Below are 15155 nucleotides of genomic sequence, written 5' to 3'. Positions count from 1 at the left end.
GCTTCGACAGAAATTGCAACGAGGGCGCTGCAGCGCCCCGTTACACTTCAGCTAATTTCTCGCTCGCGGATTCGCCGGCCACCAACAAGCCGTCTTGGGACCGTAACACTCCTTTGGCAACCAAATCGGCGACCCCAGCTGAAATCAGCTGCCTTAATTGTGCGCTTGTGGCTTTGAAGCCCAGCATCCTGGCAACGCCTGTGGCGATTTCTTCCTCTGTCGCACCGAGGTTGGATTTCACGACTTCCATAGCGCCTTGGGCGACCTCGTCCTGCGCAATCATTTCGGGCTTGCGCAATCCAGCGGACACGACCCCACTGCGATCCCTGAGACGAACAGGAACACCTGGCTTGAAGCAGAAGTTGCCTCGACGGGCTACTGAACCACCTCTCTGTGCTATGCTTACCCCCCGCTCGATTGCATCCTGAATCCTGCCACCGGCCCGCTGCAGACCCCAGGCGTCCCGAATACGCGAAACTATTTCGTCGACATGGATTGGCGTTTCTGTAGCCACGACCTGCTCGACCAGTCCGGCCATGATTCCGCTGGGCGTCTCGTGGAGTTCGAACGATCCCGGTCGCTTTAGTTCGGCCTCTTCGTAGGCTCGATTGGGTGTCTCGGATCCGTTTGTGCTTTCGAGACCGATTTCCGTCACGTTGCCTCGGTCGACCGTAACAACCTGCACGGCTACAGCTCGATTTCTCTGGACCCCCAATTCGGCCCGCTCATCGAGTTCTTTTCTGGCGGCCTCAATCGCTAGTATGGTTCGCTCCAGCTGCTCACGAGGCCGTTGGAACCAGTCAGCGCTCCAGATGCGATGGATGATCCAACCATGGTCTTCCAGAACCGACTGCCGAAGCCGGTCTCGATCTCTGGCCGAGCGAGATGAGTGATATTCTGCGCCATCGCATTCGATGCCAAGAATATAGCGGCCTGGCCTCTCTGGATCCGCAACTGCGAGGTCGATGAAGAAGCCGGCAATGCCCACTTGAGCATGAACCTGATAACCCATTTCGATCAGCGCGTTGGCTACCTGTTCTACAAAGATTGAATCCATTTCGCGAACCGTGACTTGGGCAAGCGAAATTCGCCCTGTTCTCGCGTAGTGCAAGAAGAGCTTGAAGGCGAAGATGCCTTTCCCTTTGCCACGCTCCAGGTCGATGTCCTCGTCTGTGATGGACGCGAATACTTCGCAGCTGCGCTTGGCGCGGCTTATGAGGACGTTGAGCCGACGCTCGCCGCCTTCCGCGCCAAGAGGGCCGAAACGCATGGCCATGTATCCCTGGGCATTCTTGGCATACCCCACCGAGATCATGATCACGTCGCGCTCATCGCCTTGAACATTTTCGAGGTTCTTGACGAAGAATGGCTCGCTTGGATGAGCGTGAAAGAATTCCTCGGTGTCGGGATTTAGTCGCCGCAGCGCTTCGAGTTCATCCTGGATCGCGCGGCGTTGGCTAACCGAAAATGTTGCAACGCCTAGAGTCTCTTGCGGGTTCACCTTCGCATGACGGATGATCGCCTCCGCTACTGCTCTCGCCTCTACCGGATTGGTTCCTGTGCCGCCGGAATCGAAGACCCCCTCCGGCACATGATGAAACCGCAACCCCATACCTGCCTCTTGGGTATAAGGGCTTGGCACGATGAAAAGCCGGTTCTCGTAGAACTGGCTGTTCGATACTGCGATTAGAGATTGGTGACGGCTACGGTAGTGCCAGCGCAGCATACGCTGCGGCAAGCCGCGGGCCGTGAACAGGCCGAGGATGCTTTCAATGTCGGCGACCTGCGCGCCCTCACCCTCGTCATCTTCAGACTGCGAGCCTGTCATCTTCGCGAAGAATGTCGTGGGTGGCAGTTGGCGTTCGTCGCCAACGACGACCACCTGACTGGCCCTGGCGACCGAGCCAAGTGCGTCCACGGGCTGGATCTGAGACGCCTCGTCCATCACGAGCAGATCGAAGGACATCCGGCCGGGCGACAGGAATTGCGCCACCGAAAGCGGGCTCATCATGAACACTGGCTTCAGCGCCTGGATGGCAGGGCCTGCCTTCTGCATCAATTGCCGGATGGGCATGTGGCCTCGTCTGCGCGCCATCTCAGAACGAAGCAGTCCGACAGGTCCAGCTCCGCCGTCTCTTGAAGGAATTTTCCGGTGATGAGCCGTTACAACTTCGATGGCGCCGGCCTTGATGCGCTGGCGGTCCAGATCTGCGAAGTCACGTACAGCCCTGGAATGCAGTTCCCCGTCGAACCTTGCCAGCTCCGGCTCATCGGTCGCCATCGCCAGAAACATTCGTTCGTAGTAGGCCATATCAAAAACTGATCGAGCCGATCCTGTTGTAATCTGGCCGTTGGCTAGGCCGTCTATCAACTGTCCCAGTCCAGCCTTTCGGGCCGTTTCGGATCGCTCTTCATAGGCAACCCATTTCGAGAGCTGCTCCTGATGATCGAGCCAACCCTGCAGCCGAGAAACGACCTCGCCTATCGCGACGTCCGGAAAATCGACTACTCCAAACAAGGAGGGAGCATCGGCTTTCAAATCCCCTGTAAGCGCCTTCAATTCCCGCGCTGCCGCTTGGGCCGCTTCACGTGCTGAACGTGCCGAGTTTGCGATCTCGATTCTTTCAGGCAACCGCGCAGCCAGATGTCGGATCGAGCCATTTTCTTTCAGCCAAAGCTCGGCTTGCGTGAGAGCGGCCCAATCGGATCCTCGACCGTGCCACGACGAGCCGAATACGAACTTGCCAAGGCTCTCTCCCGCATCGATCCCTTGAGCAAGTGCTTGTAGTCTGCCTAGTCGGCGCAGTAGCTCCACCCGCTCAGTGATTAGATCCGGAACGTCAGTCAGAACCTGTCGTGACGCATCATCGGCTTGAGCTACAGTGCTCGCCTTCGCTTCCATCAGTTGCAGCGAGGCCCGCTCGGCGGAAGCCACGTCGCCTAGCATGGATGACGCGAGGTGCCCGAGATCGTTCCAGAAACCTTCGATAATTGGCCGACCGATTTCGATAACCTTGCGAACGCGCGCTGCACGCGCACCGGCCTCGGAGCGTTCCGCCATCCGGCCGGCGATAATCCGAGGTTCGGGGCCTAGCCCTCGTAGAGTCCGCATCCACTCCACTAGCGCGAGCAGTGGCGCGGAAGCCGATCGCTCCCCACGCCAATCTGCCCCGAAGGCGGAACGGCCAAAAGCGTCGCCTTCGCGGACTCTTGCTGCGGCAGCCTGACCCTTCATCAAAAGGTCGAGGAGACCAACTATCTGCGTCGCAGGCGCGCTAGGGTCGACCACAATAGTCCGCGCAAGTGCTGTGGCGCGACGGTAGTCGCCGTTCAATGCTTTCAATATTCCCGTGTGTGTGGCGAGCGCCTGCCGCGCCGCGGCCACCTCGGTGCTCCACGCCGCGTCAACAACCTTGCCCTGAAGGTCGGCTCTGGCAGCCTCAAGCGTCGCTACGCTGTCGGCAAGGTCGCCTGCCTGCTCAAGTCCGGAGTCCCAAACGGTGGCTGCGAAGGCCTCCGGACTTGCGTCAGGTGCTGCCGCTACTCGCTCGCCGGTCACGGCCAGCCTGAGCAAGCCTGCCAACGTGTCTGGCAATATCGCCGATCCGAGTTCCTGATTCAGGCGCTCAGCTTCTTCCCTCAAGCGTGGGAGCAGAATGGTGAGCTGTCGCGCACGATGGAAACCATCTTTCGGAAATTCCGAGGGAAGCTTTGCAAGCTCTGTCTCGAGACCTTCAATTGGCGTGTCGATAGCCGTTGCCGCCAACTGCTCCGAAAGTTCCTCGGACTTGCGGGCGAAATCCGTTCCTGACCAGAGAAGCGATGAAATGTCTTTCGGACGCTCATCCCATACCGGCGAGACGAGCGCCTCGGCAGGAAGTCCAGGCGCGGACGCGAGAAGCTCAGCGCGATCTTCTATCTCGCCGCTGTCGCTGAGAATTTTCGGAGGCTCGGCCTTGATCCGCTCAGCGATACCGACCAGTTTGGCGTGCAGTGCCTTGGCTTGGTCCAGCAACGCCGCGATGCGTGGGACGAGCCTCTCAATGGTCGTTGGAAGAACGACATCCAGGCCAACTCCCCGCCACGGGTGGTGGATCGGCAAGCCGATCTCGTTGATCCGCTGAGAGACCTCATCGAGCAATTTGCGACGTTGCGAAACGCCGTCAGTTGTCCAGCTTGTGGCATCCGTAAGTTCGATGTCCACTGGTTTCTGACCGACCTGCCTTAGTCGGGTTAGCTGGCCGAGAACCTGATAAGGAGTGAGTTCGGACGCTCCGAACGCAACGTGCATTCGTGCAGCATGTGCGTTGAGTTTATCGCGAGCCTCCAGCAAGCGATCAGTTAGGGAAGAAGGAAGCTGGCCCCTGGGCGATCCGAGTTGCCAGGTTCGCCGCAGCTCCTCTAGCATCATGCGCTTGTTCGCCTTGTTACTATGCAGCTCAAGGCAGGCGTCCCCCACCCCAGCAGTGTCAAGCCGTCGCTTGACGACCTCCAGCGCTGCCATCTTTTCGGCCACGAACAGCACGGTCTTTCCGTCGGCAACGGCCGACCCAATAATGTTTGCGATCGTCTGCGATTTTCCTGTCCCAGGCGGACCTTGGATAACGAGGTCGCGACCTTTTCTGACGTCATGGATCGCCAGTGTCTGAGAACTGTCACTGTCGACGATATGCAACATTTCGGCGGGCGCAATGTGCGGATCAATCGCTATGTCGTCCGACATAAGCGGCTCGCGTGTTTCGAAACCATCTGAAAGAAGCGAGCGGATCTTCGGTTGTTCGATAATCTTTGCGCCATCGGGCCAGAGATCCGGATCCAGATCACGGTACATCAAGAACTTCGCAAACGAGAAGAAGCCGAGCACCATATCGTCGCGAAGCACCTCCCAACCCTCTTTGGTCGAAATTGCTTCGGCAACGGCATCGAGATAGGCCGAGACGTCGAAGTCATCTCCCACCTCAAAACGCGGCAGAGCGAGCTTGTGAATGCGGTCGAGATAGAGTTCCAAGGAGAGGTTTGCGGTAAGATCTTCCGGCCGGGCTCGTAGGCGGAATTTTTCTCCAGCGGCCCCTCGCTCAAGCCGAACCGGCACCAAAATGAGGGGGGCCTGACGGATGTTCTCTTTGTTGTTCGGGTCAATCCACTTCAGCATTCCAAGGGCCAGAAAGAGGATATTGACGCCCTGCTCTTCCTCGAGTGTGCGGGCATCATGGTAGAGATCAAGGAGCCGCCGCTGCAGCCCAGTTGGGGTCATACGCGTCTGCAGCTTGGTGTCCGAGTGCCGCGCGGATATCCCTCTGTTATCGACTCCATCGTCCTCTGGTTGGGCGAGAGCGACGGGGGAATAGTCGATCTCTTCGTCTGGAGGGCTGCTTTCATCCTGGCCCGCTTTCGGCCTATCGGGCTTGCCGGCCAGGAAGGTAAAAGCCTTTCCTTCGGTCACCAGCAATCGATAAATTTCGGACGACTTCTCATCGACGATATCGATCGTCTTCGCGCTCTTGGAAAACCGCGGCACATTCAAAAGTCGATTGCGGGCGGAAAGATCGAGCAACTCCATCCTGGCGCGCTCGAGTTTCTCCTTTAGAGGGAGATCGCTTTGGAAGACTGACTGTTTTACGTCCAAGACTTACATCCCCTTTGAAAGGAGAACCAGCTAGAGCCCGCGTAGAGCGTTCGCGCAAGAAAAAACAGCCGTGTTCAATTAGAAACGACTGCGATCACTTCTGGACACCGTCCAATATTGCGACGTGTGATATGGGTCAGAGCCTGCATTCTTGGCCCCCTTTGCCTAGTCGCTATCCGACGAGGATTCTCGCTCCCTGCCCCCGTATTTAGCCGCCTCCACAATGTCTTTTTCTGACACAGAGAGTCCGTTGCGGACCCGAATGGCTCCCGCACTTGGAACGCGGTCCAATTCAGATCCAGTCTTTGCCTTATCCTTCTGGGGCTTAACCTCCGGCGGCGGGTCTTTCGAAAATGTCATGCGTAGGTCCTACTCGTCCAAATCTAAATGCATCCGCCTGTGAGCCTCAAGCCGCTTTCCTGGTCATACAAAGAAAACGCCGCGCCCAATCAATCCACCGTCTCTCGTGGTTCCGCATTCTGATTGGCGCTTTAACATTCATCACTATTAGCGCCTGGCATTTAGTATCCTCCCTCTACTGGTTTTTTTAGCCGATAAGTAATAGATCGGGATTTCACTGCAGAAGTCCGGAGCCATGAAGTGACTGACGAAATCCAAAATACGGCCACCGCGCTGATGGAGCTTACCGCCGATATCGTTGCGGCTTATGTGAGCAAGAATTCAGTGCCGGTCTCCTCATTGCCGGACCTTATTGCCAGCATCAATTCGTCATTAGCGCGTATCGGCCAGCCGTCCGAACCGGAAAAACCCGACCAAGTTCCCGCGGTCAACCCCAAGCGCTCAGTCACTCCAGACTACATCGTCTGCCTCGAAGACGGCAAAAAGTTCAAGTCCCTCAAGAGACACTTGAACACGCATTTTGGACTGACGCCCGACGCCTATCGCCAAAAATGGGGCCTCTCCAACGATTACCCCATGGTCGCGCCTAACTATTCAGCCAATCGCTCCAGATTGGCAAAATCGATTGGCCTCGGTCGCACAGCAGCCGCGCCCAAGAAAGCAGCAGCCAAGAAGTCAAAGACGCGCTAGCAAAACATTTGGCAGCTTCGCAAAGGATCGAAAATTGAATCGCGATCGCTATTCCCATCGCCGCAGCTCGCGGCCAAGACGCGGCCGGGTTTCAATTATGCGCAAGCGTTTCTTTTCACATAAATCATTAGCCGCGATCCTGGTGATCACGCTAGCAGTGGGCGCTTATGTCACCTCCTACTTTACAGGGTGGGGCAACCAGATCGCGGGACCCAATACAGCAAGCGCACTCGGGTCAAAACCGAAGCCTATCGTCGGCGTAGCGTCCATCGTTGACGGGGACACGATCGAGATCCACGGACAGCGTATTCGTTTCAATGGCATCGACGCACCTGAAAGCAGCCAAAACTGCAGCGACGCAAGCGGGCAAGAATACCCATGCGGCCGCAAATCCGCAGAAGCACTGGACATCTTCCTCAGTCAATCCCGACCCATCCAGTGCAACTTTGTTTCGTGGGATCGTTACAACCGCTTCGTTGGTGATTGTCAGCGGGCGGACGGTGCTAGCATTGCGTCTTGGATGGTCGAACAGGGTTATGCCCTGGATTGGCCTCGATACAGCCATGGTAGTTACGCGTCACAACAGGCAGATGCCCAAAGGGCCAAGATTGGCATCTGGGTTGGCACTTTCACAGCCCCTTGGGATTGGCGAGCAACACATGCAGCCAACAATAAACCCGGTAATGACACATCCTACGGCCTTACAGGCCGTCGCCAAATAGCTCAGAGCTATTCGTGTCAACCGCGTCGCTATTGTAAGCAAATCTCCTCATGCGATGAGGCGCGCTGGTATCTCAATAACTGTAGCTGGGGACCCAAATTGGACCGGGACGGCGACGGAATTCCGTGCGAAGGCATTTGCTGACCAAGCCAATTCCTTAGCGCGCTTTCAGCAAGCCGGACTGGCCACCAGCGTTTCGGTGCATTTGCGCGAGTGCCAATAGAGCCTGGCAAAAGGGCTGGCTGACGTTTGTCTTGGAAAATTCCACCAGCTCGTTGAGCCCGGATGGGCTAGAAAACCGCAAGGCTTCGTAGCGACAGACAGGGATCTGCCGATTATCTCTGAAGCGTTTGTCGGGTCCGCCATTCTTATTGGGATGAGCCCAGGTATAGCTCACGATCTCAGCATCAGATGGAACTTTGCCGGTCTCAATAAAATTGCTGGGGGCAAATTGCGTCCTGAGGTCTCCATACCCAACGGCACCGTACTGGTTTCCGTCCTTCACCAAAATCATGTCTGGCATGAAATAAAGGATTTGCCGGCCGACGTGTATCGACGGTGGTGTGACATTGCTGCGAACAACCGTCGGCAAGGAAGCTTGGAGCGTCGTCGACTTTTTATCGACCAACATCGTGGCTCCCGCATTGCGCTTCCAAGTCGTCAGATCCTCTATCTTGCCACCAGCCGCGACATGCCAACTCGCCGCGCAGCGTGTGAGCGTGTCAAAGGCGGCGACAAGTCGCCCGTAGGCCGCCTCCGCGTCCTGCTCCAAATCATAGTAGAGCACGCTCACCCGGCGGTAGCTGTCCAACCAGTTGCCAATAAGCATGCCCGGCAAAAAGGCAGCAATACCGATCAGCGCCACCCCACCTCCCAGCATTGCGCCTGCGATCAATCCGGCGATCCCAAACAGCACGGCCAGGATGAGCGACATTCGCGTCTGCGATTGCCTCGCATTGATTTCATCAAGCACATTGGCAAATGTCTCATCACGCATCTCGATCACATCGGCGGACTCGATTTCTCTCATCACGACGCCACCGCTGACATATTCCACGGGTGAGGATGTTGGATGGGGCTTTGGCCCAGATGGGAATTCAGACAGTTGCAGCGTCTGCTTGGCGCTGCGCTTTCCCAAAGTGCCTCGGTAGTAGAGACCGCCGACGCCTGCATGAATATAATGCCCTCGTGGGCCAGTCCCGATACGAAGACCTTGCACGCCAACGGACGCGCCAACCCCGCCAGACGAGAAGTTAAAGCGGAAAGGTCCCGCACTAATCGATTTTCGAACGTAAAACCCCATCCCCGCAATCCCCCCCAAGCCCTGTGAGCGAAACCCAAGGGCAGTTCGCCTCACAACTTTGGTACCGGAACCAGTCCAATATCTGTCTCTCGCGAACGTTGCCTGACCCTGATCTCAATTCGCCTCCTCGCCTTGACGTCGCCGGCCTGTGCGCCGTCGGTGAGCCGGTCGCCAGGCAATATCAACTGGCCGCCGGACATTGGCAGGATGGTGAAGCCTTTCAGTTCCGGCATATCGCGCAGGATGCCTGTGACGGAGATCGCTCGCGCTAATCCAAGCCCGGCATTGTCGGCAGGATGGAGTGTGCCAATGTCCATCTTGCGCGCCAGTACGGGCTGAAGGCCTCTGTCCATATTCGATGAGTCACCGGACATCGCCTGCTCGTCCGTGTGGCCAATCACCTCAATGACGTCCACACCATAGGAAGTTGCAATTCCAGCAATGGTCTTCGACATCTGCCGCAACTTCGTTTTGAAGCCACCGGAAAGCTCCGCACTTCCAGTATCGAAATTATAGCCATCGAGCTCGCTAAGACTGATGATCGGTGGCCAATCGTGTGGCTTGTCAGCAGAGGCCTCGTTCCTTGCCTTCTTCAGTGCGTCAGCAAGATCCTTGGACGTCTTGCCCGTGCCAACGTAGCCGAGCTCGCGCAGAACCTTCATCTTCTCGATCATGGCTTTGGCCTGATCAACGTCGACGTCGTTGTCAGAGAGGACTTTGGCGGCCGGCGCGCTTTTCACCGCTTCCTCAAGGGTCAGTCCCACTTTTTTGATTGCCTCTGCGGCCTCTTTGGCCCGGACCAATTCACGCCATTCTTGATCTGGTACATTGCGTCGACTTGCAGGCTTGACCATGGCATTCAGCTGAGCCAGCAACCGCTTGTTTTCCTCGTCAAGCTTGCGAGCGTTCTCATTGAGGGACTGCGCAATCTTCTGCGCTGCCGCAGCCTCTTTCTTTGTCTTGGCGATGAGCGCGCCTGCAGCAAGCAAAAGGCAGAAAACGAGAAGCAGCATCGTCTCAGCCATCGTCAGGCCGAGTATCAGGCCGCGGCCATAGCCCTTGCGCTCAAACGTAATGGCTGTTCCGCTAACCTCACTCACCTGCCCCACCAACTTGCTCTCTTTGGCGGTTCACCCTTCTCCACCTCCGCCGGACTGCTTAACGATCGGAAGGTGTCGCCCTCCGTGTCATCCGAAACCTTGATTGGCGTCTCCACAGGGGAGGCAACAGTGGAAGGTGCCGCCACTCGCTCGACATCGTTCGCTATCGCATTGCTCAGAGGCTGGGGAGTGCGCACGGCCGGGAGGCTATGTTGTGTAAGGGTTGCGACGAGGCCGCGTGTTTCATTGCTGTGTTTCTGCATCACAGCCATGAACTCCTCAGTCAAACGCTGCTGCGCTTGGACAGTTTCTGCGGTCTTTTCTGCGGCCGCTGCCGCTCTCTCCACTCCAGTCGCCACCTTGATCACTGCGTCGGCAAGACCGGTCATCCGCGTTTGCTGCTCTTGCGAGGCTGTTTCGGTTTTTATCGCATATTGTGCGACAGCATTACCCAGGAGCTTGACCATCGGCGCCAGATCGTTCTTCAGCACCTCATCAGGAACAACCACCTTTTCCAGCTTGGCAGCCATATTGTCGGCTTGATTACCGAGCTTTCCAACAGAGTTGGACATCGAGCTGTTGGCTTTATCCAGCAAATCCGCTGCAGCTCCAACGCGGTTCGCTATCGAAGCAAACTGGGTTTCGACTTGCCCGAAATTGTGCTGCAACGCGTCACTGAGCTTGGCAGACGCCTCTTGGACAGGCTTGATCGATTCCATGGCAATATTGTCCAGGGCAGATCGAATGTGCTCCCCATTGCGTGCCGCTTGCTCGGCAATCTCTGCAAAGCCCTCTTCGAGCATTTGATGGCTGACACGACGAAAGTCGGCGAACTCCCTGGTTACGCTTTCCATCTCGGCTCTTACACGCCGTGTCATGTCGGCAAGTTCGTGCCTCGCCGTTCGCTCAATGTCCGCGGGATCGCGCCGCATCTGATTGTAGAAAACCCTCAGAGCAATACCGGTGATCGTCGACGTGATCGCGATGCCAAAATTTTGGACGATCGTGTCGGTTGAGCCTTCCGTTCCAAACTGAAACAGCGAGACCCCAAGGCTCGTCAGGGTGAACAGGAAGCCCATATAGTAGAGGTTATCGCCGGTCTGCTCGTCGTGCAGTTGTAGCTTTCCAGCAAAGATCGAAACCCCGAGATAGAAAAACATCAGGCAGGCCGGTGCTACCGCCGCGACGATCGGATTTACGCCTGAGAGTTTTGCAATGGCGATGAATACACACCCGCCGAGTGTCAATGCCGCGAAAACCACGACCGGCAGACGTGGATGATCCAGCAAAGGTTTGTCGTGCGCTCTCGCCATCAGTTTAACCCATCCAAGCCAACCAGCTTTTCGAACTCGCCGTGATGGTTCTGGACCCAATGTGTCCAGAACTCCGCGTGATCCAGGGTCTGAAATGGCTTCTTTGCCCGATCGATATAAAGAATTGTGATGCCCACCCCATCCAGCGACGTCCCATATGTGCGGTCGGCGGCGCTGTTGAGGTATTTTTGGTAATCCAGTCCCGATCGGTACTGCGAGTAAATCGTCGTATGCTCGATCATGTCAGAGGCGACCACCAATCGCTTGGGACTGCCCTGTTTGGCCAAGCTGCTATCGAAGAGCGACAGCTTGATTTTCTGAATTCCAGCCATGATCGGAGATTGGCTCGCGGAAGCCGCATTCGGGATTTCATCGGGAAGTTTGTTCAAAGGATCGCCGAAGGCGTTTTCCCACTTCTTTTGACGCCGCGCAGGATTGTTGGTCCAACTATCGACGGTCGACCCATCACCGGGATTGCATCCATCGAACATCACCGTCAGCTCACCAGGCGCCGAGCTCAGGGTATAAATCCTCACATACCCACCCGGCTCGACCTGCCCAATGGTCTTTCGGAACTCGTTCTTGAGATCAGCCATCGTCGTTGCCGAAATTGGATCAGTGGCGTCGATGAGGACGGCGGTCAGGCTGGAGGGTCCGTCCAATGGGCAATTCGTGTTGGCGTCGATATGGCCATTGCCAGACCTGGTCCACATCCAGCCGAAGCCGGCCAACATCGCAACGGATAGCACACCAAGGGCAATGGCCGCGGCAATGGTACCCGCATTGCCTTTCTTGCGTCTGCGGGTTCGCCTAGACATTCACGCTGTCCGGGTGAAGCTTATCAAGATCTCGGTACTGCTCAATTCCCCGTTCGCATTCCTGACCAATCAGACGAACCTGCTCGTTGAGTTCCTCCTGCGCCTGGCGAATTGATGCGCCAACATCTCCCTCATTCCACTCCCGCTCGCCGGTGACGTATGGCTTGATGCGATCAAGTTTGTAGGGCGTTCCGAAATGCTTGGGCGCCGGCTCGGTCCTCGCCTGGATGTTGGCTTCCCGATACATCGACAAAAGCTGATTGCAGGCTCGCTCCAATTGGTCTTGATGCTGCGCAAAAAGAGCCAGAAGCCTCGATCGATGATCGACAATCGCGCGGTGCTCGCGCCGGCGACTACCAAGCTGCTTGACGATTTCCTCCACTTTTTCGTTGTGGTCGTCGCGGACATCCTGCAGCTCTTCGATCAGTTCCTTCTTTCGATCGATGTAGTCATCGCGCCGTCGAACGAGCCGATTTTCAACGCCAGTGTAGCCTGGGTAAGGGTCGAGCACGAACCAGCCGTCGATAAAAGCGAAAAGCGAAAACATCAGGCCGATCGCAAACAGCAACCAGGACTTGATGTCCGTGAGACCCGCTGGATTGGCGAGCATATTACGGATGACCTCAGCGCCGGCGCCGTCAGCGAGCGAGCCGCTGACCTCACGGTAGTGCGCTAGCGCCAAGTTTATCGAAATCGCCAAGCCGATATAGAAAAGGATTGAAATGATCCCAACGAATTTTACGAAAAACGACCGATGGGTGACGAGACGAGCGCAGAAAACCGCCAGGAGCAAAGCCGCCCCGATGTTGATGAAAGAGAATGCCGCAGCCTCAAGGATGCCACCAAAAAATCCCTGCTCATTGCCCTTGGCCAGGAAGTTGCCGTTCATCGCTGTCTCGACCAGAAACAGAAATAGCAGAAGCGATAGCCGGAAAATGTGAGCGGCACCGTGCTGCACACGCGCGGCACGAACGAGACCGTGCTTCTCCTTAAACCATGCATGCTCTTTTTCGGCGTCGTTCAGGGCCCTTCTCAGGCCGTGAAGTTCATCGAGGCCCACGGCGACCGAGGCTTTGAAGTCCGAAACGCTAGCGGCATTCGTCTGACGGATTAGACCGAATTGTTCCTCGAAATCGAGGCCGGCAAGACGACCTCCAAGGAGTTGCAGGTTGTCCTCAAGAGTGTGATGCGCAGCCTTCTTCTCATCCTCAACGCGTTCCACGATGGCATGTTCGACATCGTCGAGATTCTTTGCCGTTTTCGGGGGTTGGTTCACCTCGCCGCGCTGCTTTCCGCGGTTAATGACATCCAGGTCGCCGTCGATCTTGGCAGGGTCCAGGCTGTTGAATAGCTGAGTGCTCGCCCGAAAATCGTGGTTGGATTCTCGCAGTGAGTCACGCAACTTATTTAGTTTTTCGAATTTAGAGCCCACGCACTCACAACCCCAACTTTACGCCCCCCGGCAGAGTGGTTTCTATGCATAGTAGAGCTAAAGGGCAACCGCACATTCACTTCTATCCACTTGCTAGTGCGGATCAGGCTCAATTGAGTTCCAACAAATGATCATGGCTGCTGATCAACTGGTTGATCGGCCGCGACTAGTCATGTCATGAGCCGTGCTGCGATGCTCTAAGGACAGAGTGCTACGAGCGGGTTCGCGACTGGGAAATTATCCACAGTCGTATACGTGTACTGGATCTCACCGCCCAGGCGAACGAAGGCAGATAGTTCCTCCGCACGACAGACATAGTTTTTGGTCATTTCATCGATCTTCTGGACATAGACCGGCCGCGAGACGCCAGCAGCCAACAATTTGGCGTCTACTTCCGCATCGGTCTGAGCCCAGGTGGCGTTGAAAACGATCCTTGGCCCGATTGCGATGATGCTCCGAACGGAGATGTTCGAACTGATCAGCATGGGCAATGCTGGAGCCATTTCGGTTTGCATTTTTTTTGCGTAGGCGCAGACGTCGGTCTTGGTGTACTTCGAGAGGCATTCATTTGCCGTCGCCACCCTTGGCCATGTCAGCAGGATCGCCAACGGGACGTGCATCAATCGCAATCCATCCAAAGTATTCTCCTCGCCCGATCTTGGCCTGCACAGAGGAGCATCTATCCTATTTGTGTTCACAGTGCCACGAGCAGCTTGTGCCCGACCGGCAATAGTGCTCTGTCTGAAATACTTTGGGAGGGCAATAAAATGAAAACAACATTTCTCGCGGCTATGGCCGCTGCAATAATCGCTTGCGCGACCGGCGCGTTTGCACACAGTGGCGGCACTGATGCCAACGGTTGCCATACCAACCATAAGACCGGCGCGTATCACTGTCACTGAAGGTCACGCCTTTCTGAGGGACACAAACATGCTGAAGAACATCATGTCAGCTCCGCTGGGCCTCCTCTTCATGCTGGGCGGGCCGATCACCTACGTGATGAATGTCGTCGACACATGGCAGGGCCATGCATCAGTGGTCGTAAAAATCCTGATTAACTTGAGCCTGGATGCGATGTTGGCGTTCATTTGGCCGATCACTTGGGCAATCTGGCTTTTCAAATATATGGCGGGCGCCGAAACTCCACTAACAACCGTGCTGGGCGTTTGAGGATCAAGTTTGCTGAAAATAATGCTTTTCGACGCCGGCCGGAACGGTCCGGTTGGTCTGCATCTGTGTAGCTATTGCCTCGCTGCTGGCGGTAGCGCCATGGCCGTACGGCTATTACCAATTCCTCCGCGTGGTGGTCTTTTTCGCCGGGATCTACTGCGGAGCCATGGTGTGGCGATCAGGCCCTGAAAATCGCACCCTGGCTTGGGCGCTGTTTGGAGCGGCAGCGATCTTCAACCCGTTCATGCCGGTTCATTTGCCGCGCGAGCTGTGGGCAATCTTCAACGTCGCAGCGGCTACTCTGTTCGGCTTTGTCGCATACCGGCACCGGAATTAAGCCGATAATCTGAGATGGCCAAGAGTGGACCTGAGACGCCGAAGGTCAAGGCGCGCCCGAGGGTCACCGTGTCACAGCCGTTGGCGCTTTATGCGGGAGATCTCCTCGAGCGGACGAAGGAGTACTTCGAGGCTTTCAACCATCTAGGCTCGGAGTCGGAAAAGGCGCATCTTTTTGCCCGTTATTTTCTATTTTCGCATGCCCTAGATGTGGAGCTTCAACAGGTTGTCCTCGATCAGGGCGAGGCGACTGATAGGCGTTTTTGACTTTAGGCTGCCATGTGGA

The 15155-nt window shown here is 56.4% G+C and carries 13 protein-coding genes; 6 read left to right on the top strand and 7 right to left on the bottom strand.

The genetic code is table 11. The features are described from left to right. Window positions 1-40: 40 nt before the first annotated feature. Window positions 41-5626, bottom strand: coding sequence for a DUF3320 domain-containing protein (locus tag P9273_RS31335; RefSeq protein WP_063169424.1), 5586 nt, complete (start codon window positions 5624-5626; stop codon window positions 41-43). A gap of 600 nt (window positions 5627-6226) precedes the next feature. On the opposite strand from P9273_RS31335, the gene P9273_RS31330 reads away from it, so the two are divergent. Both P9273_RS31330 and P9273_RS31325 read left to right on the top strand, forming a co-directional pair. Continuing rightward, window positions 6227-6676, top strand: coding sequence for a MucR family transcriptional regulator (locus tag P9273_RS31330; RefSeq protein ID WP_063169425.1), 450 nt, complete (start codon window positions 6227-6229; stop codon window positions 6674-6676). 34 nt (window positions 6677-6710) lie between these two features. Next, the gene (locus P9273_RS31325) at window positions 6711-7541 is read left to right on the top strand and encodes a thermonuclease family protein (protein ID WP_127224212.1); all 831 of its coding nucleotides are present in this window, start codon (window positions 6711-6713) and stop codon (window positions 7539-7541) included. Between the two features lie 13 nt (window positions 7542-7554). Here P9273_RS31325 and P9273_RS31320 read toward each other — a convergent pair whose 3' ends face one another. The 6 genes from P9273_RS31320 to P9273_RS31295 all read right to left on the bottom strand — a co-directional run bounded on the left by P9273_RS31320 (window position 7555) and on the right by P9273_RS31295 (window position 14001). Beyond that, window positions 7555-8700, bottom strand: coding sequence for a DUF4236 domain-containing protein (locus P9273_RS31320; RefSeq protein WP_095770037.1), 1146 nt, complete (start codon window positions 8698-8700; stop codon window positions 7555-7557). 50 nt (window positions 8701-8750) lie between these two features. Further along, window positions 8751-9809, bottom strand: coding sequence for a hypothetical protein (locus P9273_RS31315; RefSeq protein ID WP_224571173.1), 1059 nt, complete (start codon window positions 9807-9809; stop codon window positions 8751-8753). Then, window positions 9797-11113 (bottom strand): hypothetical protein, encoded by a 1317-nt coding sequence (locus tag P9273_RS31310; protein ID WP_063169428.1) that lies wholly within the window; start codon window positions 11111-11113, stop codon window positions 9797-9799. Before P9273_RS31310 ends, P9273_RS31315 begins: the two co-directional genes overlap by 13 nt. Then, a complete protein-coding gene (locus tag P9273_RS31305; RefSeq protein WP_063169429.1) occupies window positions 11113-11931 on the bottom strand; it encodes a hypothetical protein in 819 nt (272 codons plus the stop codon). The genes P9273_RS31310 and P9273_RS31305 overlap by 1 nt, the downstream gene beginning before the upstream one ends. Next, window positions 11924-13363: a hypothetical protein gene (locus P9273_RS31300; RefSeq protein WP_063169430.1), complete on the bottom strand. Its 1440-nt coding sequence runs from the start codon at window positions 13361-13363 to the stop codon at window positions 11924-11926. Before P9273_RS31300 ends, P9273_RS31305 begins: the two co-directional genes overlap by 8 nt. Before the next feature lie 197 nt (window positions 13364-13560). Then, entirely contained in the window at window positions 13561-14001 is a 441-nt protein-coding gene (locus tag P9273_RS31295; RefSeq protein ID WP_126066778.1) for a hypothetical protein, read from the bottom strand. A gap of 129 nt (window positions 14002-14130) precedes the next feature. On the opposite strand from P9273_RS31295, the gene P9273_RS32485 reads away from it, so the two are divergent. The 4 genes from P9273_RS32485 to P9273_RS31280 are packed head-to-tail and all read left to right on the top strand — an operon-like array spanning window position 14131 to window position 15136. Next, window positions 14131-14265, top strand: a complete 135-nt coding sequence (locus P9273_RS32485) for a YHYH domain-containing protein (RefSeq protein WP_199489651.1) — start codon at window positions 14131-14133, stop codon at window positions 14263-14265. Between the two features lie 28 nt (window positions 14266-14293). Further along, window positions 14294-14533, top strand: coding sequence for a hypothetical protein (locus P9273_RS31290; protein ID WP_082826591.1), 240 nt, complete (start codon window positions 14294-14296; stop codon window positions 14531-14533). A 52-nt stretch (window positions 14534-14585) separates the two neighbouring features. Continuing rightward, window positions 14586-14870 carry a DUF6804 family protein gene (locus P9273_RS31285; RefSeq protein ID WP_063169433.1) on the top strand — a complete coding sequence of 95 codons (285 nt, stop codon included), beginning with the start codon at window positions 14586-14588 and terminating at the stop codon, window positions 14868-14870. A 14-nt stretch (window positions 14871-14884) separates the two neighbouring features. Beyond that, window positions 14885-15136: a hypothetical protein gene (locus P9273_RS31280; protein WP_127248734.1), complete on the top strand. Its 252-nt coding sequence runs from the start codon at window positions 14885-14887 to the stop codon at window positions 15134-15136. Window positions 15137-15155: the final 19 nt, after the last annotated feature.

It is taken from the genome of Mesorhizobium sp. WSM4935 (genome assembly GCF_029625735.1).
Taxonomy (GTDB): domain Bacteria; phylum Pseudomonadota; class Alphaproteobacteria; order Rhizobiales; family Rhizobiaceae; genus Mesorhizobium.
The sequence above is the reverse complement of the archived record's forward strand: the minus strand, read 5'-3'. Positions and strand labels throughout refer to the sequence as shown.